Here is a 22,559-nt window from a genome sequence, read left to right as displayed (position 1 = left end):
GGGCTACCTGTAGGTCTCGAGCCGGCCGGCGCGGCGGACGTCGAGCGACACGCAGTGGAACCCGCCGCCCAGGTCGCGGGCGTGGGTCAGGCGCAGCGGCAGCACGTCCACGCCGTGCTTCTCCAGGACCCTGATCAGCTCCGGCTGGCGGTCGTCCACGATCGCCAGGTCCGGCCGCACCACGAGCAGGTTCATGCCGATCCAGCGGGACGCGCGGGCGACCGGACCGGCGAAGCCGACGTCGACGAGTTCCGGACACCACAGGTGGTCCCAGGACTTCAGGAACGCGGGCATGTTGCCGTCGTTGACGCGCTCGGGGTTCAGCAGGACCAGCCCGGGGCGCAGGGGCACGATCGTCGAGTCGACGTGGGTGGAGGCGTAGACGTCACGGCACGGATGCACCGTGTACCGCTCGCCGAGGGTGGACTGAAGCCACCGCCAGCCCATTTCGTTGCCGCTGTCGGACACCAGGTAGAGCAGGTCGGTGCCGAACCGCAGGATGTTGGCCGCGTCGAAGGCCGGCTCCAGGTCGGCCAGCTTGCCGCCCTGCGGCTGCTCGGGACGGTACATGTCGTCGTGCAGCCGCGGCCTCGGCGCGGAGATCCACCGGGCGCCGCTCTCGAAGTACTCCAGGAGCAGGTCCTTGTACGCCAGTGATTCCAGGAACCGCGCCCGCAGGACCATGGGCGTCTCGATGACGGTGTCGCCGACGGTGAGCAGTCCGTCCCGGGGGCAGTAGTCGTAGAAGCCCTCGGTCTGCCAGTCCGGGGTCGCGGTTATCGCGCTGGTGTCGCGCGGCCCCGGCCGGCGCACCCGGACACCCAGACCGGTCAGCGCGTCGCAGAGTGCTGACAGTTCGGCTTCGGTCCGCTCCTCGATCTGTGTCGGTATCGGGCCGGAGGGGATCTCCTCGGCGCAGTCCAGTCCGGAGAACTCGACGGCGTACAGCCCCCGGTCCGGCTTGGGGACGCGCGCGCCGCGCGCCGTGCCGATGATGACTTCTTCCAGCGGGTCCCACTCGTTGTGCACATCGACCAAGCTCATTGTGTCCCGATCACCTTTCCGTTCCACGTCCTGGGCAGCCGGTCCACGATCCGGACCTCGTTCGGTACTTTGTAAGGACTCAGGTGCTCGCGGGCGTGCCGCAGCAGATCGGCCGGGACGGTGCCCGGATCGGCCTCCACCTCGACCACGATCAAGCTGTCCCGCCCCGGCGTCGGTCCGGTGGCGGAGACGACCGCCTCGCGGACCGCGGGATGTGCGCGCATGACGCCTTCGATCTCCAGGGGCGCCACCCACCGGTCGCCGCGTCTGACGGCGTCGGACTGCCGACCCAGGACGGTCAGGCCCTGATCGGTCAGCGTGACCAGGTCGCCGGTGGCGAACCAGGACTCCTCGGCGTCGTGGCGCACCTGCAAGCTGCCGGGTTCTCCGGCGGGGGCCGGGACGCCCTCGTCACCCACCACCCGCCACTGCGTTCGCGGCACCGGGAATCCCAGGCGGCCCGCGGGCGCGCCCGGTTCGCTGACGGCTATCACGCCGGTCTCGGTGCTTCCGTAGATGGAGACCGGGTCCAGGCCGAAGGTCTCGCGGACCGTCCGGTTCAGTTCGGCGTCGGTGGCGCCGGCACCGACGGCGAACACCCGCAGCGAATTCGACCCGGGCGCGCGGCCGCTGTTCCCGACTCGCATGAGCAGCAGGCGGGTCAGTGAAGCGGTCAGCGCGATCATGGTCGCGCCACCGTCGATCGCGTCCTCGGCGGCGGTCAGAGCGTTCGCCGGCAGGATCAGGGTCCTGGTTCTGGTGGCCAGCGTGTACAGAATCCAGGCGAAGCCGTAAGCATGCGCCAGCGGGCACGGAAGCAGCAGCCGGTCAGCCGGCTGGGCGCCGAACACCGTGCTGAACTGGTACGCCTCCAGGAGCAGCCCCGGCTCCGGGCGGCTCACCAGCTTCGGCTCGCCGGTGGACCCGGATGAGGGGATCAAGACCGCGGGTCCCGGACCGGGCGGGTCGTCCGTGCCGTGCGCTGGTGCACAGCCCGTCGTCACGAATGCCGGCGGCGTGCCGTCCGGCACACCGGTGAGCACCGCGAACCCGCCCGCCTGGGCGAGCCGCCGTTCGACCTCCGGCGCCGGCGCCTCGGCCGGTACCAGGATCGGGGACGCCGAAGCCGCCAGCAGGCCGATCAGGCAGGCGACCCAGGCCGGACCGTATGCCGTGTGCAGCGCTACCGCGGTGCCTGACAATCCCCGTTCGCGGCTCGCGTCCGCGACTTCGTCCGCCACGGCGGCCAGCCGCCCGGCGCCCCACCCCGGGAACAGCTCATGTGCTTGATCGCCACCGTCGAGAAGCGCGCGCAGACTCTTCGAGTCCGCTATGTGTTCGTACCCTTCGACGCCCCGTTGCATGATCTCCCCGTCAGGTAGTGGTCACCTTCGCCATCTCCGCGCTGTTGTCCCAGAGCCGGGCCGCCAGCTCGGCGTCCAGGGCCGAGTCACTGGGTACCGCGGCTGCGCGCTTGACGTAGTAGGCCGCCGAAGGCTTGCCGCCTTCTGCCGAGGTGGCGAGCCAGACCAGGGTCTGGGCCCCCTTGGCCGGGCTGCCGTAGATGATCTTCTCGATCGGCTTGCCCACCCGGAACAGGCGCGAGTCGCGATTGAGATCGGTGCTGATGCTGCCCGGGTGGAAGCTCGACGCCGGGAGTCCCGTGCGACGGGCGAGTTCCGTGGTGAACAGGATGTTCGCGAGTTTGGACCGGCCGTACGACGCCGCGGCGGTCCACTGGTGCTCCATCGGGATGTCGTCGAGGTCGATCACGCCGTCGGCGTGCGCGTCGGAGGAGGTGGTGACCACCCGGCCGCCGCTGTCGGCCAGGCGGTCGGTCAGCGCCGCGGTCATCACGAACACGGCGAGGTGGTTGACCGCCCAGCCCAGTTCGATGCCGTCCGCGCTCACCTGCCGCCGGACCGGTTGGACCGCGGCGTTGTTGACCAGGACGTCCAGCCGGTCGTGGCGGTCGAGCACGGTGCGCGCCAAAGTGCGCACGCCGTCCAGCGACGCCAGATCCGAGGCGATGGGTTCCGGGACGTCCACGTCCGGCGGTGCCGCGGCGGTCATCCTGCGACGCACCGCTGCCAGCTTCTCTACGGATCGTCCGGTGATCTGCACGCGGTGGCCCTGAGCGCACAGCGCCACAGCGGCCGCGGCTCCGATTCCAGCACTCGACCCCGTCACGAGCACAGTCTTCATGTCCACCCCGTTTGTGAGGGACTCCTGATGAGGTGAGGTGTCCCGGGCGTTACTTAATCAGAGCCTTGGGATGAATGCAATGATTATTTTCGGGGTGAGGACAGCGCTCTTATATCGAGCCTGTGCCATGCTTCTCGATCGTTCGCCGCTTCGCCGACCCGGGCCGCACCGGCGCCGCCACCTCCGGCGCCCTCCTCGGCCCCGCATCAGGAGGAGGAAGGCTGTTGACATTCACTGGGGGAGTCCGGACCTGGCTGGCTCACCGGTGGCGCCTGGCGCGCTGCCTGGGCCAAGCCCCTCCCATACTGGTGGGCGCGCTGGCGCTGGCCCTGTTGATCTCGTGCGTGACTCCGGCGGCGAGCGCCGTGGCGCTGGCCGATCTGGTCAGCCGGCTCCGCGATTCCGCCGGCGGCGACCTGTTCCGGCACGCCGTCCCCGGCCTGGTTCTGTTCGCCGCGGTGCTGGCCGCCTCGCACGCCGCCGACGCCGTGAGTCAGCCGTTGGAGTACCTGGCCAAGGCCCGCATCGACGGCCGGCACCGCGATCGGGTCGCCGTCCTGGCGGCCACGACGCCCGGCGTGGGCCCGCTGGAGGACGGCGATGTCCAGGCGCTGATCCGGGAGGCGAAGGCCGATCCGGAGACCGGCGCGGAGTTCACCCCCGGCGACGGAGCGCTGGCCCAGCTGCGCTGGGCGGCGGCGCTGGCCGGCGCGGCCGCGGCGTGCGCGGTGGTGGCGGCGTACCAGTGGTGGCTCATACCGCTGCTCCTGATACCGAGCGCGGTGAACCGGTATATCAGGAGCCGGCGCGCGTTCGCGCACAATGACAAGTGGCGGCTGTGTCTTGCGGAGGAGATGCACGCCGACGTCTGGCGCAAGGCCACGGTGTCCTCCGGCGAGGGCAAGGACGTGCGGATATTCGGGTTCGCCTCCTGGATGGTGGACCGGATGCAGGCGCACATCGAGCGGGGCAACCGGCCGATGTGGTCGTACGCGATGCACGTGGTGCGCACGGAGTGGAACCAGTTCCTGCTGGTCGCCGTCGGTCTGGTCCCCGCCTATGTCGCCGTCGCCGTGAGCGCGGCGCACGGCAGCGCGTCGATCGGGGTGCAGACCGCCGTCTTCGCCGCCGGCTGGTCGCTCTACCAGGCCTTCGGGACCAGCGCCGACCTGTATCGCATGGTCGGCGCGACCGGGGTGCTCAAGGCTTCCGACCGTCTGGAGTCGGTGCTGGAGAAGGCTGCCGTCGCCGCGCCGGCCGGCGGATCCGCGCAGTCCTCGGACGGCTCGCAGGCCGACGCCGCGACCCCGGCGGCCGCACCGGCACCGGCGATCCGGTTCCAGGACGTCTCCTTCACGTATCCCGGGACCGACCGCGCCGTGCTCAACGGTCTGGACCTGGAGATCCGGCCGGGCGAGCTGCTGGCCGTCGTCGGTCTGAACGGCGCGGGCAAGAGCACGCTCATCAAACTGCTGACAGCCCTGTACGAACCCACCGCCGGTGCGATCACCGCGGACGGCCGGGTCCCGGCCCAATGGGGGCTGGACCGCTGGCGTTCGGCCACGACCGTGGTGTTCCAGGACTTCATCCGCTACCAGTTGTCCGCGCTGGACAACGTCACCCTGGGCCAGGGCCGGATACCCGCCTCGCGGGCCGCCGCCGAGGCGGCGGCGCACGACGTCGGGTTCGACGACCGCGTGGCCGCCCTGCCCGCCGGCTGGGACACCGTGCTGGCCCGCACCCGCGACGGGGGCGTGGACCTGTCCGGCGGCCAATGGCAGCAGGTCGCACTGTCCCGTGCGCTCTACGCCGTGAACGCCGGCGCGCGTGTGCTGGTGCTGGACGAGCCCACGGCGCACCTGGACGTGCGCACCGAGGCTGAGGTCTTCCAGCACCTGACCGGCCTGCGCGGCCGGGCGAGTGTCGTGCTGATCTCGCACCGGCTCTCCACGGTGCGGCACGCGGACCGCATCGTGCTGCTGGAGGGCGGCCGGATCACCGAGTCCGGCACCCACGAAGAGCTGATGGCGCTCGGCGGCGGTTACTGCCAGATGTTCACGATCCAGGCCGGCCGGCTGGCCCGGGGCTATGACGACCGGATCCCGGAGGGGGAGCTGCTGTGAGACGTTATCTCGCGCTGTGGCGGGAGTTGCTGGGGTTGTCCTTCAAACGGGTGCCGGGACAGACGGCCGCGGCATTCCTGGTCATCGCGGGCTCCGTCGTCATGGTCCCGGCGACCGCGCTCGCCCTGAAGGCGGCGGTGGACGCCGGAGTCTCCCGCGACGTCGGCGCGGCGGCCGGGTGGGCGGCGTCCGCCGCGCTTCTGTACGCCGCCAGCGCCGTGCTGGCCGAGATGACCGGTGACCTGGTCGGCACCGTGACCGACCAGGTGGCGCGGCTGGAGCTGCATCCGGCCATCCACCGCGACATCGCCACCCTGGAGGGCCTGGAGCACCTGGAACGGCCCGACGTCCTGGACCGGGTCTCGCTCGTGCGCGGCTCGACCGGCGCGTTGGTGCGCGGGCTGTGGAACGCGGTCAACGCCGCAGCCAGTTTTCTCAAAGTCCTGATCACCGTCGTCCTGCTCGGGTCCGTCGATCCCTGGCTGATGCTGCTGATCCCGCTGGCCGCCGCGCCGATCTGGTTCGACCAGCGCGGGCAGCGGGCGGTCCGGGACACCGAGGTGGCCACCGCCGGGGCGCACCGGTTGCAACAGCACCTGTTCGAGCTCGTCGTCGATGCCTCGGCCGGCAAGGAGATCCGGGTGGCGGGCACCGCCGCCGATCTGGCGGCCCGCCGCGCGGCGGCGTGGGACGACGTGGCGCGCCGCCGCTTCCGGGCCCGCGTGGTGGGGGCTCTCTGGCGGTTCTGCGGGTGGATGGTCTTCGCCGCCGGCTTCGTCGGCGCCCTGGCGATCATCGCCGCCGACACCGCGCACGGCCACGGCGGGGTCGGCGATCTGGTCCTGACCGTCACCGTCGCGGTGAGCCTGCGCCAGACCCTGCAGAGCACTGTCGCCAGCGCCACCGAGACCGCCGGTGCCGGGCGGGTCATCGAGCCCTACCTGTGGTTGCGTTCCTACGTTGCCGAGGAGCAGGCGCGAGCGGCCGGGACCCTGGCCGCGCCGGACACCCTTGCCGCGGGCATCGCGCTCGACGCGGTGACCTACACCTACCCGGGAACCGGCCGGCCGGCGCTCGACGGGGTCAGCGTCACCCTCCCGGCCGGCAGCGTAGTGGCGGTGGTCGGCGAGTACGGGTCCGGCAAGACCACCCTGGTCAAGATGCTGTGCAAGTTCTATCGCCCCGACTCGGGCCGGGTCACGGTCGACGGTATGGACCTGGCCGAGTTGGCCACCGCGGGTTGGCGGGGACGCACCAGCGCGGCCTTCCAGGACTTCGGCCGCCTCCGGACCACGTTCGGAGACTCCGTGGGCCTGGGCGATGTGGACCACATCGGGGACACCGACCGGATCCGCGCCGCGGTCGCCGCCGCGGATGCCGAGGATCTGGTGGCGCGCCTGCCCGAAGGGCTGGACACCCAGCTGGGCAGGCCGCTCGGCGGGGTCGAACTGTCCGAGGGCCAGTGGCAGCGAGTCGCCCTGGCCCGGTCGTCGATGCGCACCGCGCCGCTGCTGTACGTGCTCGACGAACCAACCGCGTCGCTGGACGCACCCAGCGAGAAGGCGGTGTTCGACCGCTACATGGTCCGGGCCCGCGAGCTCGCGGCCCGGACCGGCACGATCACCCTGGTGGTCTCGCACCGCTTCTCGACCGTCACCGGCGCGGACCTGATCCTGGTCATGGCGGACGGGAAGCTGGTCGAGCAGGGAGACCACGACCAGCTCCTGGCGGCCGGCGGCCGCTACGCGGAGCTGTTCGGCATCCAGGCCGCGGCCTACGCCCTGTCAGAGCTCTGACATCAGCTCCGTCGCCGCCGCGGCGATGTCGTCGGCGGCGGCGGAGCTCACGATCGACAGGCGGTGCCGTACCTGGCCGTGGAGCAGTCCGTCATCTCCCCACTCCCACATCACTCCCACGGAGCGCCAGTCGTCGGACACCCCCGGCGTGCGGACTGGAACCCGGGTGGCTTCCTTGCCGGCGAAGGTCGGCGCGGTGACGGCACCGGGGACCGCGTTCATGGCGACGTAGACGACTTCCGGTGCCCCCAAAGCGGTCAGGAGCGGCCGGCTGTAGACGTCACGGAAGTCCTCGCAGTCGAACCAGGAAGCCCGGATCGACCGCGTGAGTCCCGACAGCCCCGGGTCTTCGGGCCCTCGGGCCTGGACCAGCCTGGTGTTGGCGAAGTGCCCCACCATCTCGTGCTTGAACGGCTCCTCGCGGTTGGCCGACGGGACGCCCAGCAGGAGGTCCTCGTTCCCGGTCACCCGACCCACGGCCGCCGCCGACACGGCCGCGATGACCATGAACGGCGAGACCCGGCCGCGGCGTGCCGCCATGCGCAGTGCCTCGGCGGCCTCGGGACCCACGCTGAAACCCTTGGCCGCGTTGCGCAGTGACTCCGGCGGCTCCTCCGGCGACCCTTCCGGGGACGTCGGCCAGGACAACGTCGCCGGCAGTCCGTCCAGCGCCGCGCGCCAGTGGTACACGGCCCGCCCGCCGATCCGCTCCCACTCGTTGCGCTGCCATGCCGTGAACTCGGCATAGGACAACGGGAGCTCGGGAAGTTCGGCGGGGCGGCGCTCCTGCCTCGCGGAGTAGAACTCAGAGAGGTCGCGCCACATCACGGCCTCGGACGCGCCGTCGTGGACGAGGTGGTGGATGTTGAGAGCCAGCAGGATCCGGTTCCCGGAGGTGATGACGATCGGACGGAACAATGCGTCGGACCGGCCCACCTGCTCGACCGTCATGCGGCCGGCCGCCGTGGTGGCCAGGACGTCGGGGAGTTCGGCTTCGGGTACCTCGCGTCGCTCCACCGGAGCGGCCAAGCCCGGGTGGATGAGCTGGCGCCCTTGTCCGTCGCGGTATTCGACCGTCGTCCGCAGCGCCTCGTGCCGGTCGGCCAGGCCCTCGACGGCAGACGTCAGGGTCTCCAGATCGGTCTCGGCGGCCAACTCGTAGACCGACATCCAGTCGTAGCGCGCCATGCACTGCGGATACCGCGAGGTGTTGTCGAGCAGTTCCTGCTGTTGGTAGCTCAGCGGTGCCTCGATCACTGCCGTTCCCCGCTCAGTTCGGCGACCCGCGCCGCCAGCGCCGGCAGATCGTCGACGAGATCCAGACCGAGTTCGCTGTCCTCGATCCGGATCCCGAACGAACCCTCGACGCTGATCAGGAAGCGCATCGCGGACAGCGAGTCGATGCCGAGGATGTTCAGGATGCCGCGGGGCGGTATCAGCTCCGGGGCGGTGTCCAGATCCAGGGTCTGCACCAAGAGTTCGCGGATGACCGATTCCACATCGTTCATGACTGACCTTTTTCCCCGTGGCCGCCGGTGGGCGGCGCCATCCGGCTGGAGTCGGCGTCCGCCGATCATGCCGGGCATGAAAGTACGAGTGTCAGGAAACGGAGATGCTCGGGGACAGTAGCATCGGACGCCGCACCCGGTCCACGCGCTTCAGCGCGCCCCGAACAGACCCGCGCCGCGTGCCCGCGGCGCCGTACCCGACAGGACGGCCGTGCTCCTGCCCCCTTCCGATCTGGACCTCTCCGACCTCCGCCGCATGCTCGCCGACCAGTACGGGACCGATGCCGAGCCCCGCTTCGTCCCGCTGGGCGAGGACAGCTGGTGCTATCGGGCCGGCGGTCTGTGGGTCAGTCTCCGCCGCGACTTGCGCGGCCATCACCCCGCGGCCTACGCGGCCGCGCACAGCCTGGCCCGATCCGGCTGCGATTTCGTGCTGGCGCCGCTGGCCGGCCGCGACGGGCGGATCGCGCACGATGTCGGCGGCATTCCGGCCCTGGTCTTCCCCTATGTCGTCGCCGAACCGCTCGACGCCGCGACCGCCTCGCCGCGGACCATCGCGGACGCGATCACCCTGATGGGGCGGGTCCACGCCGCCGGCTCCGAGGTGGCTTTGTCCCGCGAGGACTACCGTCTCGACTTCGAACAGGACATCGATACGACCGTCGACTGCGGATCCGGCGGCGTCCGGGAAACCGGGCCCTACACCGTCCGGCTGGTGGGTTTGGTCAAGCGCCACCTCCACACCATCAGTGGTCTGCGAACCGAGCTCGCGGACCTCGCGGCCGCCTGCGCGGCCTCGGAGGATCCCATGGTGCTGACACACGGCGAGCCGCGAGCGCAGAACATCCTGGTCGCCGAGAACGGCCTGTTGTTCGCGGACTGGGGCGATGCCATGTGGGGCCCGCCGGAGCGGGACTGGTTCCATTTCCTGGAGACCCTCGGCCAGGCACCCCCGTGTCGCCCCGACTTCCTGCGGTTCTACCAGGTCCGGTGGATCCTGAGCGAGATCGCGGAGTACGGGACGCACTTCCTCGCCCCGCACGACGGTGACGAAGAGGACGCCGCGATGTGGGACCGGCTCACCGCGTTCATACCAGAGTGAGGTGAACGGAATCTCGCTTGCATATGGACATCCGTGTTCTAATATTCGAGTCCAGACTTGACGCATGGGGGTGTCGAGCTGTCGGTCGGGCCTAAACGGGGGAACGAAGGCATTCGATGACGGGGATTTCTGGGGCGACCCATCTTGCCGTCGGCTTCAGCAAGGGGCTGATGTCGGATTTCGACCGCTGCCTGCCAGCGGGGTCGGTCGCGGTGGTCGAGGAGCCCGACGTGATCGGCGCGCGCCGGGTCGCTGAGCGCTTGGCCGCCCATCCCAGCACGGCCGTCCTGGTGCCGGCGCCGATCCATGCCGAGGCTGATCCGGATGGGGTCATCGCCGCTTTGGCGCGGGTCGGTGGAATCAAAGCCGTGATACCCGCTGTCGAGTACGGCGTCGTTGCGGCGGCCGCCGTCGCCGCGCATCGGGGACTGCCCGGCGCTGGTCTGACCGCGGCACGCGTACTGCGGGACAAGGTGGAGCTGCGCACCCGCGCCGATGCCGCGGGACTCCCGCAGCCGCGCTGGCGCGAAGCCGAGAGCCCGGACGACGTCGCGGCCTTCCTCGGCGCCGCCGGCCGCTGCGTGCTCAAGCCCGCGAACCGGCAGGCGAGCCTCGGCGTCGTCATCCTGGCGCCGGGCGACGACGTGGCCGCGGCCTGGTCCCAGGCGTCCACGGTCAGCGAGCCCCGTATGCGCGCCGAGCGCGGCACGCCGCGGCGCCACCTGGTCGAGGAGTACCTGGCCGGGCCCGAGATCAGCGCCGAGGCCCTGGTGGACTCCGGCGAGGTGGTCTTCACCAACGTCACCGCCAAGACCGTGCTGCCCGGGCCGTGGCCCGTCGAGCTCGGGCACGTCGTGCCCGCGCCGCTGCCGGACCGGGTCGCGGACGATATCAGTGACCTGATGGGCGCGCTGGCGGAAGCGGTCGGCTTCGGCACCGGTGTCCTGCACGCCGAATGGATCCTGCTCGACGGCCACCGCCCCCACCTCGTGGAATGCGCGGGCCGGCTGCCCGGCGACAGCATCGACGAACTCATAGATCTGGCGTACGGGGGATCCATCGCCGCCGACTTCATCGCCCTGCTGGAAGGCTCCCGGCCGGCGCGGCCGAGGATCCCCGCGCGCGCCGCGGCGATCCGGTTCCTGTCCGGCGACGACGGGGTCGTGGAGCGGATCGACGGCCTTGACGAAGCGGTGCTCGGCGAAGGCGTGCATGAGGCCGTCGTGAGCGCGGTACCTGGCGACGTGCTGCGCCGGCCGACCAGTTCCTGGGACCGCGTCGGCCACGTCATCGCCACCGGGCAGGACGCCCAGGCGGCCCTCGACCGGGTTCGCCAGGCCGCCGCCCGGATCGATGTGGTGGTGCGATGACCCGCGCGGTACGGCGCGGGCCCTGGCCGGGCTCGCGGGCCGGGCGTGCGTTCGCACTGGTCGCCCTCGTCGACTCCGCGGGTACCGGCCTGTACCTGGCCGGCTCGACCATCTTCTTCGTCCGGGTCGTGGGCATGTCGGCCGGCACCGTCGGGCTCGGCCTCGCGGCCTCGGGCGCCGCGGGACTGCTGTGCGCGGTCCCGCTGGGCACGCTGGCCGACAGGTGGGGCGCGCGGCGTGTCCTGGTCGTGCTTCAGACCTGGCGGGCCGTCTGGTTCGTCGCGCTCGCCTTCGTCCACGGCGCCGCGGCCTTCGTCGCCGTCTCGGTGTGTCTGGGTGCTGTCGAGCGCGCGGTGTCCCCGGCCAGCCAGTCGGTGGTGGCGGCAGCCGTCCCCGGCGAGGATCGCACGCGGACGTTGGCGTTCATGCGGTCCGTGCGCAACGTCGGATTCTCGCTCGGCGCCGTGGCGACGACGCCGCTGCTCGCCACGCATTCCACGGCCGGCTACCGCGCCATCATCCTGGCCGACGCCGGGTCGTTCATCGTGGCGGCCTTCCTGTTGAGCCGCCTGCGGATCGACACCGCGCCGGCTCCGGTCCGCCGTGGCGCACTCGCCTTCATCGGTGACTTCCGGGACTGGCACTATCTCGGCCTGGCCGGGCTCAACGGAGTGCTCTACGTGCACACCACGGTTCTGACCGTGGCCCTTCCGCTGTGGACGGCGCGTGCGACGGCCGCTCCCGTGGAGGCGGTGCCGCTGTTCGTAGCACTGAACACGGTGCTGGCGGTCGTCGGACAGGTTCCGTTCACCAAGAACGTCGATTCGCCGGACGGCCCTGTAAGGGCCCTGACGTTCGCGGGTCTGGCCCTGATCGGGTGCAGCGCCGCGATGGCCGCGGCCGCGCACGCCGGCCGTTCGGGAGCCCTGGTGCTGCTGGTTGTGGCGACCGTCCTGCTGACCGCGGGCGAGTTGTGGCAGTCGGCCGGCTCGTGGGAGGTGTCCTACCGGTACGCGCCCGACGACCGCCGCACCGAGTACCTGGCGGTCTTCGGGCTCGGTGCCGCCGTCCAGGAGATCCTCGGGCCACCGCTGATCGCGGTGGTCGTGGTCGGCTGGGGGACGCCGGGCTGGCTGGCGCTGGCCGCCGGATTGGGTGCCGTGCTGCCGCTGACGCCCAGGGCCGTCCGGGCCTTGGAGCGTACGCGGCCGGCGGTGCTGATCGGGGGAGAAGCGTGATGCCGCGCGACATCCTGGTATTGCAGAGGCCGCACTCGCTGGCCCCCTACGACAGGTGGATCCGGGAAGCCGCGCCCGACGCGCGGGTCACGGTTCTGACATCGCGTGGAGCGGCGCGTGCCGGCGAGCCCGCGGCCGCCGGGGTCCGGCGGATCGAAGTGGACTCCGACTACGAGTCCCCGGCAGTGACGGCCGAGCTGTTCCGGTTGTGCGCGCAGGACTCCTTCGACCGGGTCTTCGCCAATTCGGAGGACGACGTCCTGCGCGCCGCCGAGGCCCGGACCCTGTTCGGCATCCCCGGCCAGCAGTCGTCGGCGGCGTTGGGGTTCCGCGACAAGGTCGTGATGAAGAGCCTCTTCCAGGACCCGCAGGTGCCGTGCGTCCCGTATCGGCCGGTGGCATGTTTGGCGGACGTACTGGATGCCCTGGAAGTCTTCGGCGAGACGGTGCTCAAACCCCGCGACGGTGCGGGATCAGTCGGGGTGCGGATCCTGACGGACCGCGCCTCGGTCACCGCCTTGTTCACGGCTGAACCCGCGCTGCTCTCCGAACTGCATGCGGGCCGCTTAATGGCCGAGAAGTACATCGAGGGCGCGGTCTACCACGTGGACGTGATCGTGGACGGATCGGACGCCGTCCTGGTCTCGCCGTCGCGCTACAGCTGCCCGCCGCACTTGTTCGGCGTCGACAACCTCGGATCCGTGATGCTCGATGCCGGATCCGCGGTCGCGGACACGCTCACCGCCGCCGCACGCCGATTCGTCCGGCGGCTGCCGGCCGAGCACGGCGTCTGCGTCCTGCACCTGGAGTATCTCGAAGACGCCACCGGAGCGCTGTTCGCCGGGGAGGTCGCCTGCCGGATCGGCGGAGCCCTGGTCAAGAACGCGATTCGGTTCACCTACGGCGTCGACATCTCCCGCCTGGCCTGTCTGCTGTCCCTCGGGCTGGTGCGGATCGGCTCCCCGATCCAGCCGGTCGCCGAGCGGACCGGATGGCTGCTGTGGACGGCGGGCCCGGCGCTCGCTGCCCCCGACGGCGATCCGGCCTGGTTGGTGGAGGCCGCCCACACCCCTCGCGACGGCCGGGCCGCCAGCTCGGTCGACGCCCGCGCGTCCTTCCTCGTCCGCGGTCGCGACGAGGCGGAGATCCTCAGCCACTTCGCTGCCCTGCGCTCCTGAAGCCACCGCTCTTGAAGCCCGGCCCGAACATCGGCCGGCGACCGATCCCGCACTCAGATTGGGAGAACGCTGATCCATGGACGACGTATACGACCTTGTCGGCATCGGGTTCGGCCCGTCGAACCTCGCGGTCGCGATCGCCGCGCAGGAGAACGAGCCGGCGCTGCGCACCGTGTTCTTCGACCGCAAGCCCTCGTTCTCATGGCATTCCGGCCTGTTGTTCGGGGCGGCGGAGATGCAGGTCTCCTTCACCAAGGACCTCATCACGCAATGCAACCCGCGCAGCCGCTTCTCGTTCCTCAACTACCTCTTCGAGAAGCGCCGGCTGGACAAGTTCATCAACCTTCGGACTTTCTATCCCAGCCGCAACGAGTTCAACGGCTACTACGCCTGGGCGGCCGAGCAGTTCGACAAGGACGTCTCCTGGGGCACCGAGGTCCTGGCGGTGTCAGCCGAACCTGGCCCCGGTGACCGGGTCGAGCTGCTGCGCGTCGATGTCCGTGACGTGCACACCGGACAGGTCGACCACGTCCTGACCCGGAACCTGTGCATCGCCCCGGGCGGAACGCCCCGGCTGCCCGAGGGCGTGCAGGCCGGACCGCGCGTCTTCCACGCCTCGCAGACGTTGCAGAATCTCGAGGCGCTCGAAGCGGCGTCCTCGTCCGTGCCGCGGCATTTCAACATCGTCGGGGCCGGCCAGACGGCGGCGGACGTCTTCATGCATCTCCGGCGGGCCTATCCGGAGGCCGCCATCACCACCAACATCCGCGGCTTCGCTCTGCGTCCCGAGGACGACACCCACTTCGTCAATGAGTTCTTCCTCCCGGAGACCACCGACTGGTTCTACACCCGGGACCCGGACTTCCGTACCGGGGTCCTCGCGGAATACGGACTCGCCGCGCACACCGGGGTCTCCTTCGACCTGCTTCCGACGATCTACCGGGAGTATTACGAGGATCAGGTCGGTGCGCGCGACGCCCTGCGACTGCATCGGTTCACGGAGCTGACGGCCGCCGAGGACCGCGGAGACCACGCGGTGGCGGACTACCGCAACGTGGAGGACGGCACACCGCTGCGCGTCACCTCAGACGCGGTCATCCTGGCCACCGGATACCGCTACCCGATGCCGATCCCGGCGTTGGCCGGGGTCGCGGACCGGCTGCTGATGGAGGCACCGGACCGCTATCGCATCGGCCGTGACTATGCCGTCGCGGCGGACCAGGACTTCCTGCCCCGCATCTACCTGCAAGGCTTCGCGGAGGCCACGCACGGCTTCAGCGAGGTCCTGCTGTCGCTCATGCCGTTCCGCGCCGCCGAGATCATCCGCAGCGTCGCCGTCTGCCCGGTCGCGGCCGGGAACTGAAGGGTGCTGATTCCTTGACCACCATCGATGACCTCCACGGCACGGTCCGCCGGGCGGAGGCCGACGAGATCCGGACGGTGCGCGGCATCCTGGCCCGCACCGGTGCGGAGTTCGCGCCGGACGAGACCGGCGTCGTCTTCGCCTATCCCGGCCACGGCGTCGGAACGCGGCACGGCGAGTTGTCCGGCTGCACCGCGCAGGTCGCGTTCCTGTCCGAGGAGTACCGGTCGTTGGTCCGGCTCGGGATGCGCGTCGCGGCTCTCAGCACCGAGCCCGCCGAGGCGCACGCCCACCTGCCGGAGTTCGCACCGAGCATCCTGCAGGCGACGCACGACGAGGCGGCGGTTTTGCCGCACGCCGATCTGGACGACCGCTACCTCCTGCGCTGGACGATGCTGCTCGGCGGCCGCCACGACGGCGTGATCGTCGAGGACGTCACCGACAGCGTCGCGCACTCCCGTGCCGTCATCGACCTGCTGACCCGGGAGCGGCTGAGCGCCTGGGCGGACGCCGCCGGTCTCGACGTGGAACCCGAACTGCTGGGCTTCGATCGCAACGGCGCGGATTCCGCGGGCATCGCCGCGCTGCGAGCCGGACGGGATCTCGTCGCCAAGACCGGTCCGCGTGCGGTGATCGAGCCGGAGGCGGCGTTCATCGGCGAGATCAACGAGAAGATGGCCGCTGCCGGTCTGCCGCCGCTGTTCCCGGAGGTTCTCGCTGTGCATCGGGAGTCCCGGATGGCGACCCTGCTGATGGAGCGTGCGCATCCCGAAACCCTCGATGAATCCGTCTTCACCGATGCCGGGATGACCGCCTTGCGGCCGGACGCCGCGACCTCATTGCGCCCGCACCTGGCGCTGCTGGACGACCTGTACCGGGCCACCCGGCGTCCGGAGCGCCCGACCGTGGCCGAGTACCTCTATCGGCAGCGGTTCGACGTCGTGGTTGGGCATCCGGGGTTCGTCGACACCTTCGCGGAGTTCTTCCCCGCCTGGGACGCCGCGCGGTTCCTGACGCTGGAAGCGGAACTGCCGGACGGGACTGTGTTGCGGGGTTACACGGCGGCGACGGGGATGCTGGACGCGATGCTCCCCACGCTGTTGCCCGACAGCGGATGTCTGGTGCACGGTGACGTCCACCTGAAGAACATGCTCGTCCGGATGGACGGTTCGCCGGTCTTTGTGGACCCGCGGACGATCTGGGACGGGATTGACCGTCCCGATGTCGGCTACGGAGATCCGGCATACGACTACGCGACGCTCTTGCACAGCCTGCTTCCCATGAGCGCGGTCCTCGCCGCCGTCGCCGACGGCACCACGGACTCACTCGGGGCCGAGGTCCCCGAACCGGGCGCCACCCGGCTCGATGCCCGCGGCCTGAAGCTCCCGCTCACCCCCGACCCGGTGTTGGCGCAGATCGAAGCCGAGATGGCCGCCACGATCGGCGGCGATCCGGCCGCCGCCATGGCCCGGCTGCGGGTGGGCGCGGCGAACGCCCTGGCCGGGTGGTTGAAGTACGGATCGGCCTTGGCCACTCCGCAGGGATGGCTGGCTGTCTATATATATGTCCTCTGGTATCTGGACCGGGCGCAGCAGGCCCTGGGGGAGCGCGCATGAGTACGATCGCCCACCGTGAGCCGCCGCGGGTGCTCCTGATCAACTCCGGAAAGGCCGAGGCCCTGGACCGGCTGTTGGCCACCTTGCCCGACGCCGAGGTCGACGTCCTCACCGAGGCTTCCTACGCCAAGCAGTACAAGGCCGGCACGCGTCTGCATTTCGTCCAGGACATCGGCGACCTGACCGAGGTCAAGCGGGCGGCACTCGGGATCCTCGGCGCTCACCGGATCGACGCCGTCGTGGGCCCCTCGGAGCGCAGCCAGCAGGCCGCCGGGTATCTGCGTTCGTATTTGGGCCTGCCCGGGATCGGCTACGAGACCGCGAACCGGTTCTCGAACAAGGCGGTGATGAAGAGGGAACTTACGCGGGCCGGCATCCCGGTCGCCGACCACCGGGTCGTCGTCGGCCTCGCCGGCGTCGCGGCCGCCGCCGAGGAGATCGGCTGGCCGGTCGTGGTGAAGCCGGCACTCGGGACGGGCTCGATGAACACCTTCGCGCCGCGGTCGGCGGCCGAGTGGGAAGCGTTGCTGGCGTCGGGGTCCTGCGCCGGGTTGGCGAAGGGGGACTGCCCGCTCCTGGTCGAGCGGTTCGTCGAGATGGAAGGGGAGTACCACTGCGACGGAGTGGTCCGCGACGGTCGTGTGGAGTTCGTCGCCGTGTCCCGGTACTTCATGCCCCTGCTCGGCGGCACGGACGCCTTCACCGGCTCGTACATCCTGCCCGAGGAGAATCGGGACGCTGATATCCTTCGGGCGCTGCATGAGCGGGCGGTGGCGGCGCTCGGGCTGTCCGAGGGGGTCACCCACTTCGAGGCGTTCAAGACCGCCGGGGGCTTCGTGGCCGGCGAGATCGCCTGCCGCCCGGCGGGCGGCGGCATCGTCGAGGCGATCATCCTGCAGTTCGGCGTCGATCTGTGGGACGCCTACATGCGCTCCGCGCTCGGGCTCCCCGTGGCACTGCCGGCTCCCGTGCGGCGCACGCGTCCGGACATCATCGTGAACTGCGACCTGCCGATCCGCCCGGGCAAAGTGGTGCGCGTGTCCAGCGCGCAGGAGCTGGCCGGGCTCCCCGACGTCGTCCGGGTCACGATGGGCACCGCGGCCGGCGACGTCATCGGCACCCGCCTGCACTCGGCCTCGACCACCGGCCTGGTGTACCTGGCCGTGGCCGAGGAGCAGCAGGTCGCCACCCGCGTGGCCGAACTGTCCGCGGCCTACGTGCTCCAGACCGAGCCCGTGGCGGACTGAGCGCGCACGCTCACCCCATCGCAGCGGGATCCGGCCGCCCGGATCCCGCGCGCTGGCCGGCCAGCAGGCACACCAGGTCCAGCAGCAGCGACGTCCCGGCCAGCGCGGTGATGTCGGAGACGTCGTACGCCGGCGTCATCTCGACCATGTCGATTCCGACGATGTCCAACCGATGCCCGGCCAACTCGTACACGATGTCCTTGACGTCGCCCACGCTCAGACCACCCGGCACCGGAGTCCCCGTCCCGGGCGCCACCGAAGGGTCCAGACAGTCCAGATCGAAGGTGATGTAGACCGGCCCGTCCCCGATCCGGCCGGCGATGGCGGCGGCGAGCTGAGCCGGATCACTTCGCCGCACCGTGTGGGCCGTCATCACCAGCGAACCGTGCGAGACCGGATTGTGAGTCCGGATCCCGACCTGCACCAGCCGCCGCCGATCGACGAAACCGTCCCGCATGGCGTGGAAGAAGACCGACCCGTGATGCCGCACCGGATCGACCCACGTGTCCGAATGCGCGTCGAAGTGCAGGAGCCCCAACTTCCCATGACGCCGGGCCAAAGCACGCACAGCCGGGTACGACGTGAAATGGTCACCCCCGAGCGTGATCGGCACCGCCTCCCCGAACCCCGAATAGGCCTGGTCAGCAGCCTCCAGGAACGCCTCGCTCCGCGAGAGGTCGAACGCGATGTCGCCCCAGTCCACAGCGGCCAGCACATCGAACGGATCAAACCCCCACGGCCACACCGCCCCATGACTCAACGCGGACGAAGCAGCCCGCATCGCCCGCGGCCCGAACCGCGACCCCGGCCGCCCCGAACTGGCCGAATCCAGCGGCGCTCCGACGAAGACGGCATCGGCCCCTTCCATCGATTTGGCATACCTGCGCCGGAACATGCTCGTGGCACCGGCGAACACCGCCTCGACCGCGGTCCCCCGCAGCGTCTGGCTCGTGAACGCCTGGTCGGGAAGTCGGCGTTGCGGCATGGTCGTTGCACCCCCGTGTACGTGGCCTCGGCATGGAGCTTACGACCTCCGGTCCCAGGAACAATGTGTGCTTTCAATGCTGCTGTGTCTTGTATCGACGCCACGCACGGCGATCACATCGGCGCACCACGGACTCGAACCGAACACAATCCATATCGGAGGATGTCTTTATGGACAATCGACCCTTGACCTTGATGGCGGTCCACGCCCACCCCGACGACGAGGCGACAGGCACCGGAGGGGTCTTGGCGCGCTACGCGGCCGAGGGCATCCGCACGGTCCTGGTCACCTGTACCGACGGCGGCTGCGGTGACGGACCGGGCGGCGTGAAGCCGGGCGAGCCCGGCCACGACCCGGTCGCGGTGGCTGCACTCCGGCGTGAGGAACTCAAAGCCAGCTGCGACGTCCTGAACATCACCCACCTCGAGATGTTGGACTACGCCGACTCCGGAATGATGGGCTGGGCGACCAACGACGCGCCCGAATCCTTCTGGCGCACACCCGTCGAGCAGAGCGCCGCGCGCCTGGCCGAGCTCATGCGGCGCTACGAACCCGATGTGGTCGTGACCTACGACGAGAACGGGTTCTACGGCCACCCCGACCACATTCAGGCGAACCGTGTCACGGTGGCGGCCCTGGCGCTGACCGACCTGACGCCGAAGGTGTACTGGACGACGATGCCGCGGTCCGCCATGGCCAAGTTCATGGAGACGATGCGCGAGTTCGACCCGGACTGGACCGAGCCGGATCCGGCAGAGGCCGCGACGGTGCCTGAGATCGGGCTTCCCGACGATGAGATCACCACGTGGGTGGACGTCTCCGAGTTCGGAGGCCAGAAGTTCGACGCGCTGGCAGCGCACGCCAGCCAGGGCGAGAACATCTTCTTCCTGAAGATGGGCCAGGAGCGCTTCACGGAGCTGATGGGCGTGGAGACCTTCGTCCGGGTCCAGGACGGCACCGGCACCGGCGCGGACGTGCCCGAGAACGACTTGTTCGCCGGACTGCGCTGACCTGACGGAATTCCGGCACCGGCGGCCGTCCTGCGCCTGGACGCCTAGATGCACCTGTCGCCCCAGGTCAGCGGCATGCCGACCTGGGGCGACAGCAGTGGTGCGTGTCCCTCCTGACCCGCGTTCCAGCGGGTCAGACCACCACGGAGTGCGTGATGCCTCGTCTGGCGGCGAGATCGTCTCTGCCGGCGGCAGCGCTCAGCGGATCCACTGACGCGGGTCGAATCGGTGGCGGCACGAGGTCGGAACGCACCGCCCGCCCGATATTCTTGCGCACGCAAGAAGAACGTGCGCGAATGTGATGGAGGCCAGGTCCGATGGCGAGTAGCAGCGATCTCGAAGCGAAGGTCTCCGGCCTGCTGGAGGAGACCGCGCTGTGGCAGGCCTTCCTTGGGACGCACCGTCGGCTCGTGGACCGCCTCGCCGATCAGATGCTGAAGGACCACAAGCTGCCGCTGGAGTGGTTCGACGTTCTCATCCATCTCGCCGACGTCCCCGACAGGGGCCTCCGGCAGCGCGAGCTGCGCGACCGGATGCTGCTCAGCGAAAGCGGCGTGAGCCGGATGCTGGCGCGGATGGCGACCGCCGGCCTGGTGGAGCGCCGACCTGCCGACGATGACCGTCGGGGTGTTGAGATCATGCTCACCGAGGCTGGCGCAGAAGCCCTGGCGTCAGCCGTGGAGTCCCATCGCGAGCTGGTGGCGACATCGTTCACTGACAAGCTCACCGCCACTGATCGCCTCGCGCTGGAACTCATTCTGGCCAAGCTGACCGGCGACGCTGAGGCCTCCGGCAGCTGAGGATGAGGCCCGCGGTGGTGAAGAGCAATCCGCCGGCCCAGGCGAGCGGCCCCTGGAGGCCGGGCCACAGAGCCATGTAGTGCGGGACGAGCACGAAGATGACGAAGCTGACATCGGTGACGAACGCGATGCCGAAGACGAGCCAGTACGCAGGCTGCCATCCGCGGAAGACGGCCAGAACTGAGAACACGGCGATCAGGCCGGCGGCGAAGTAGAGCGTCCATGCATCCTGATACAGCCTCGCCTGGACCATCGAGTGATGCTGGGAGCGGCCGAGCCGAGCGACGGCGTTGCCGGCTTGCACGTGCAGTGCGGCCCACAACAAGTAGAACGCGTACCCGAGGGTGCTCAGTATCCGAGCGGTCACGAAAGGCTCCCTAAGCGCGGATACCGAACGGGCCCAAGGCGCCGCCATCGATGCGCAGCGACTCGACCATGGTGTAGGCGTTGTCGATCGTGTAGACGTCGGCGGCGGCGAGCACTCCGGTGTACTTGGCGACCACCGGTGCCGCCGCGGTCTCGGCCACTGCGGACAGGTAGGTTTTGAAGATCGCCCAGGCGTTGCCGGTCGGGCCGTACTTGGCGAAGAACTCCGTCGGGTCGACCGACGAGATCGCCGCTTGGACGCTGGACCTCAGATCGTTCACGTACTGAAGCTGCGTCTGAGCGTCGGAGCGGGTTCCCAGGCGTCCCAGGTGTCCGCCGACGAGTGTCTGCCAGGAGTAGTCCAGCGCCGTGTTGTGCGCGGAGACCCAGTCCGGGACGTCCGACGAGAAGGCCAGGTTGGCGAACGGCGCCCAGCCCGGGAAGAGGACGTCGACGACCATCAGCGTGTCGTGGTTGGGCGCGTGGATGAAGATGTTGCCCGGTGCGTGGTTCGGACCGTGGTACTCCAGCACCAGGTGCTCGCCGCCGACCTCGACCTCGTACCGGTTCTTGAACGTCACGGTCGGCGCGGGCCGCTGGGGGTCCGCGTCGCGGGCCAGCAGCGCGGCGGTGTCCGCGTGGGCGATCCGGATCGTGTCCGGGCCCCCGAGCAGCGCCGCCGCGCCTATGTGGTCGGCATGGGAGTGCGAGTAGATCACGTGCGTGACCTTGGCGGGGCGGCCGTTCGCGCGGGTCACGTCATCGATCGCGCGCAGCAGGTTGTGGCCGATCGTCGGTGGCGCGTCCACCACGACCACGCCGCGCGGGGTCGACAGGAACATCGCCTGGTAGTACCCGTCGGTGACCCAGTACAGGTCGCCGGATATCCGGCCGACGTAATAGCCGTCGACGTTCAACGCGGGCCCGAACGCCTGGGTCGGAACCGGCGCGAAGTCCGGCAGGCCGGGTGCGGCGTCGGTGCCGGCGTGGGCGGTGCCGCTGCCGACCGTACCGAGCAGCCCGGCGGCGGCCGGGACGGTCAGGACGGTCGCCGCGCCGATCAGAAAGCTGCGACGGTCGGCCGAAGAAGCTGGTGACGGTGTCATGGAAGTTCCCTTTGAAGAGTCCCGGTGTCTATGGGGACCGATATCCCCCCGACGGATGGCGGGCTGTCATCCCGCCTCAATGTAAGTCTAGATGATTGCGCAAGCAAGTAGTTAGAAAGGTCGCTGCCCGCTGGATTCAGCGGTCAGTGCTATGAGATGGATGGCTTCCCGTAATCCCGGGGGCGATAATTGCATGCGTCGGCAAGTATCTCGATGCGTGCGCCCGCCGAAGCGCTCGCTCAGCAGGGCCTGGTGACCTCGATCAGATCCAGCCCCAGCCTCTCCATCTGCGACAGCACCCCGTAGAGCCCCGAAAGATCCAGAAACCCGGTGAGTACGGTCTGCCCGACTGGAACCTGTCGCTCGGCGACCAGCGAAGGGAACGCGGACAGCGCGGTGGCGCCGAGGTGACCGTTGACGCGGATCGTGAACAGGGCCGGTTCTGCGCTCATGCGTCCATGGTTCGTCCGCATCCGGTGACCCTTCATCACCCGAACACGGT

General features: G+C 70.0%; 20 protein-coding genes. 11 read left to right on the top strand and 9 right to left on the bottom strand.

Annotated features, from left to right (window positions below; all coding sequences use genetic code 11):
- Positions 1–3: 3 nt before the first annotated feature.
- Genes ABH926_RS38650 through ABH926_RS38640 form a run of 3 tightly spaced genes read right to left on the bottom strand, consistent with a single transcriptional unit; the run spans position 4 to position 3,249 of the window.
- Positions 4–1,044, bottom strand: a complete 1,041-nt coding sequence (locus ABH926_RS38650) for an inosamine-phosphate amidinotransferase 1 (RefSeq protein WP_370370944.1) — start codon at positions 1,042–1,044, stop codon at positions 4–6.
- On the bottom strand, positions 1,041–2,408 hold the full coding sequence (locus ABH926_RS38645) for a class I adenylate-forming enzyme family protein (RefSeq protein WP_370370943.1): 1,368 nt from the start codon (positions 2,406–2,408) through the stop codon (positions 1,041–1,043). The genes ABH926_RS38650 and ABH926_RS38645 overlap by 4 nt, the downstream gene beginning before the upstream one ends.
- A gap of 10 nt (positions 2,409–2,418) precedes the next feature.
- The gene (locus tag ABH926_RS38640; protein WP_370370942.1) at positions 2,419–3,249 is read right to left on the bottom strand and encodes an SDR family NAD(P)-dependent oxidoreductase; all 831 of its coding nucleotides are present in this window, start codon (positions 3,247–3,249) and stop codon (positions 2,419–2,421) included.
- 224 nt (positions 3,250–3,473) lie between these two features.
- On the opposite strand from ABH926_RS38640, the gene ABH926_RS38635 reads away from it, so the two are divergent.
- Both ABH926_RS38635 and ABH926_RS38630 read left to right on the top strand, forming a co-directional pair.
- Entirely contained in the window at positions 3,474–5,372 is a 1,899-nt protein-coding gene (locus tag ABH926_RS38635) for an ATP-binding cassette domain-containing protein (protein WP_370370941.1), read from the top strand.
- On the top strand, positions 5,369–7,168 hold the full coding sequence (locus tag ABH926_RS38630) for an ATP-binding cassette domain-containing protein (protein WP_370370940.1): 1,800 nt from the start codon (positions 5,369–5,371) through the stop codon (positions 7,166–7,168). Before ABH926_RS38635 ends, ABH926_RS38630 begins: the two co-directional genes overlap by 4 nt.
- On the opposite strand, the gene ABH926_RS38625 is transcribed toward ABH926_RS38630, so the two are convergent.
- Together ABH926_RS38625 and ABH926_RS38620 are read right to left on the bottom strand one after the other, a co-directional pair.
- Positions 7,157–8,425 (bottom strand): condensation domain-containing protein, encoded by a 1,269-nt coding sequence (locus tag ABH926_RS38625; protein WP_370370939.1) that lies wholly within the window; start codon positions 8,423–8,425, stop codon positions 7,157–7,159. The genes ABH926_RS38630 and ABH926_RS38625 overlap by 12 nt on opposite strands.
- On the bottom strand, positions 8,422–8,676 hold the full coding sequence (locus tag ABH926_RS38620) for an acyl carrier protein (RefSeq protein ID WP_370370938.1): 255 nt from the start codon (positions 8,674–8,676) through the stop codon (positions 8,422–8,424). Before ABH926_RS38620 ends, ABH926_RS38625 begins: the two co-directional genes overlap by 4 nt.
- A gap of 211 nt (positions 8,677–8,887) precedes the next feature.
- On the opposite strand from ABH926_RS38620, the gene ABH926_RS38615 reads away from it, so the two are divergent.
- From ABH926_RS38615 to ABH926_RS38585, 7 genes are all read left to right on the top strand, one after another.
- A complete protein-coding gene (locus ABH926_RS38615) occupies positions 8,888–9,778 on the top strand; it encodes a phosphotransferase (protein ID WP_370370937.1) in 891 nt (296 codons plus the stop codon).
- Positions 9,779–9,894: 116 nt separating this feature from the next.
- On the top strand, positions 9,895–11,148 hold the full coding sequence (locus ABH926_RS38610; RefSeq protein ID WP_370370936.1) for an ATP-grasp domain-containing protein: 1,254 nt from the start codon (positions 9,895–9,897) through the stop codon (positions 11,146–11,148).
- Positions 11,145–12,386 (top strand): MFS transporter, encoded by a 1,242-nt coding sequence (locus tag ABH926_RS38605; RefSeq protein WP_370370935.1) that lies wholly within the window; start codon positions 11,145–11,147, stop codon positions 12,384–12,386. The genes ABH926_RS38610 and ABH926_RS38605 overlap by 4 nt, the downstream gene beginning before the upstream one ends.
- Positions 12,386–13,564: an acetyl-CoA carboxylase biotin carboxylase subunit family protein gene (locus tag ABH926_RS38600; protein WP_370370934.1), complete on the top strand. Its 1,179-nt coding sequence runs from the start codon at positions 12,386–12,388 to the stop codon at positions 13,562–13,564. The genes ABH926_RS38605 and ABH926_RS38600 overlap by 1 nt, the downstream gene beginning before the upstream one ends.
- Positions 13,565–13,640: 76 nt before the next feature.
- Positions 13,641–14,927: a lysine N(6)-hydroxylase/L-ornithine N(5)-oxygenase family protein gene (locus ABH926_RS38595; protein WP_370370933.1), complete on the top strand. Its 1,287-nt coding sequence runs from the start codon at positions 13,641–13,643 to the stop codon at positions 14,925–14,927.
- Positions 14,928–14,941: 14 nt separating this feature from the next.
- Positions 14,942–16,543, top strand: a complete 1,602-nt coding sequence (locus ABH926_RS38590; RefSeq protein WP_370370932.1) for a phosphotransferase — start codon at positions 14,942–14,944, stop codon at positions 16,541–16,543.
- Complete coding sequence (locus ABH926_RS38585) at positions 16,540–17,790, top strand: hypothetical protein (protein ID WP_370370931.1); 1,251 nt, start codon at positions 16,540–16,542, stop codon at positions 17,788–17,790. The genes ABH926_RS38590 and ABH926_RS38585 overlap by 4 nt, the downstream gene beginning before the upstream one ends.
- A gap of 10 nt (positions 17,791–17,800) precedes the next feature.
- Here ABH926_RS38585 and speB read toward each other — a convergent pair whose 3' ends face one another.
- The gene (gene speB / locus ABH926_RS38580; protein WP_370370930.1) at positions 17,801–18,775 is read right to left on the bottom strand and encodes an agmatinase; all 975 of its coding nucleotides are present in this window, start codon (positions 18,773–18,775) and stop codon (positions 17,801–17,803) included.
- Positions 18,776–18,945: 170 nt separating this feature from the next.
- Here speB and ABH926_RS38575 point away from each other — a divergent pair, with 170 nt between their 5' ends.
- Both ABH926_RS38575 and ABH926_RS38570 read left to right on the top strand, forming a co-directional pair.
- Complete coding sequence (locus tag ABH926_RS38575) at positions 18,946–19,785, top strand: PIG-L family deacetylase (protein WP_370370929.1); 840 nt, start codon at positions 18,946–18,948, stop codon at positions 19,783–19,785.
- A 410-nt stretch (positions 19,786–20,195) separates the two neighbouring features.
- A complete protein-coding gene (locus tag ABH926_RS38570) occupies positions 20,196–20,585 on the top strand; it encodes a MarR family winged helix-turn-helix transcriptional regulator (RefSeq protein ID WP_370370928.1) in 390 nt (129 codons plus the stop codon).
- On the opposite strand, the gene ABH926_RS38565 is transcribed toward ABH926_RS38570, so the two are convergent.
- The 3 genes from ABH926_RS38565 to ABH926_RS38555 all read right to left on the bottom strand — a co-directional run bounded on the left by ABH926_RS38565 (position 20,539) and on the right by ABH926_RS38555 (position 22,509).
- Complete coding sequence (locus ABH926_RS38565; RefSeq protein ID WP_370370927.1) at positions 20,539–20,952, bottom strand: hypothetical protein; 414 nt, start codon at positions 20,950–20,952, stop codon at positions 20,539–20,541. The two genes, ABH926_RS38570 and ABH926_RS38565, sit on opposite strands and share 47 nt — an antisense overlap.
- A 10-nt stretch (positions 20,953–20,962) precedes the next feature.
- The gene (locus ABH926_RS38560) at positions 20,963–22,057 is read right to left on the bottom strand and encodes an MBL fold metallo-hydrolase (RefSeq protein ID WP_370370926.1); all 1,095 of its coding nucleotides are present in this window, start codon (positions 22,055–22,057) and stop codon (positions 20,963–20,965) included.
- A 239-nt stretch (positions 22,058–22,296) separates the two neighbouring features.
- Positions 22,297–22,509 carry a hypothetical protein gene (locus tag ABH926_RS38555; protein WP_370370925.1) on the bottom strand — a complete coding sequence of 71 codons (213 nt, stop codon included), beginning with the start codon at positions 22,507–22,509 and terminating at the stop codon, positions 22,297–22,299.
- Positions 22,510–22,559 lie beyond the last annotated feature (50 nt).

The sequence above is a fragment of the Catenulispora sp. GP43 genome, from assembly GCF_041260665.1.
Classification (GTDB): Bacteria; Actinomycetota; Actinomycetes; order Streptomycetales; family Catenulisporaceae; genus Catenulispora.
Note: the sequence above shows the minus strand (reverse complement) of the source record. Positions and strands in the feature narration are given on the sequence as shown.

Excerpts from the sequence above, each read along its gene's own strand:
- ABH926_RS38595 (WP_370370933.1), top strand. The coding sequence starts at position 13,641 with ATGGACGACGTATACGACCTTGTCGGCATCGGGTTCGGCCCGTCGAAC.
- ABH926_RS38585 (WP_370370931.1), top strand. The coding sequence starts at position 16,540 with ATGAGTACGATCGCCCACCGTGAGCCGCCGCGGGTGCTCCTGATCAAC.
- ABH926_RS38645 (WP_370370943.1), bottom strand. The coding sequence starts at position 2,408 with ATGCAACGGGGCGTCGAAGGGTACGAACACATAGCGGACTCGAAGAGT.
- speB (WP_370370930.1), bottom strand. The coding sequence starts at position 18,775 with ATGCCGCAACGCCGACTTCCCGACCAGGCGTTCACGAGCCAGACGCTG.
- ABH926_RS38575 (WP_370370929.1), top strand. The coding sequence starts at position 18,946 with ATGGACAATCGACCCTTGACCTTGATGGCGGTCCACGCCCACCCCGAC.
- ABH926_RS38600 (WP_370370934.1), top strand. The coding sequence starts at position 12,386 with ATGCCGCGCGACATCCTGGTATTGCAGAGGCCGCACTCGCTGGCCCCC.
- ABH926_RS38640 (WP_370370942.1), bottom strand. The coding sequence starts at position 3,249 with ATGAAGACTGTGCTCGTGACGGGGTCGAGTGCTGGAATCGGAGCCGCG.
- ABH926_RS38560 (WP_370370926.1), bottom strand. The coding sequence starts at position 22,057 with ATGACACCGTCACCAGCTTCTTCGGCCGACCGTCGCAGCTTTCTGATC.
- ABH926_RS38555 (WP_370370925.1), bottom strand. The coding sequence starts at position 22,509 with ATGAGCGCAGAACCGGCCCTGTTCACGATCCGCGTCAACGGTCACCTC.
- ABH926_RS38605 (WP_370370935.1), top strand. The coding sequence starts at position 11,145 with ATGACCCGCGCGGTACGGCGCGGGCCCTGGCCGGGCTCGCGGGCCGGG.
- ABH926_RS38610 (WP_370370936.1), top strand. The coding sequence starts at position 9,895 with ATGACGGGGATTTCTGGGGCGACCCATCTTGCCGTCGGCTTCAGCAAG.
- ABH926_RS38620 (WP_370370938.1), bottom strand. The coding sequence starts at position 8,676 with ATGAACGATGTGGAATCGGTCATCCGCGAACTCTTGGTGCAGACCCTG.
- ABH926_RS38650 (WP_370370944.1), bottom strand. The coding sequence starts at position 1,044 with ATGAGCTTGGTCGATGTGCACAACGAGTGGGACCCGCTGGAAGAAGTC.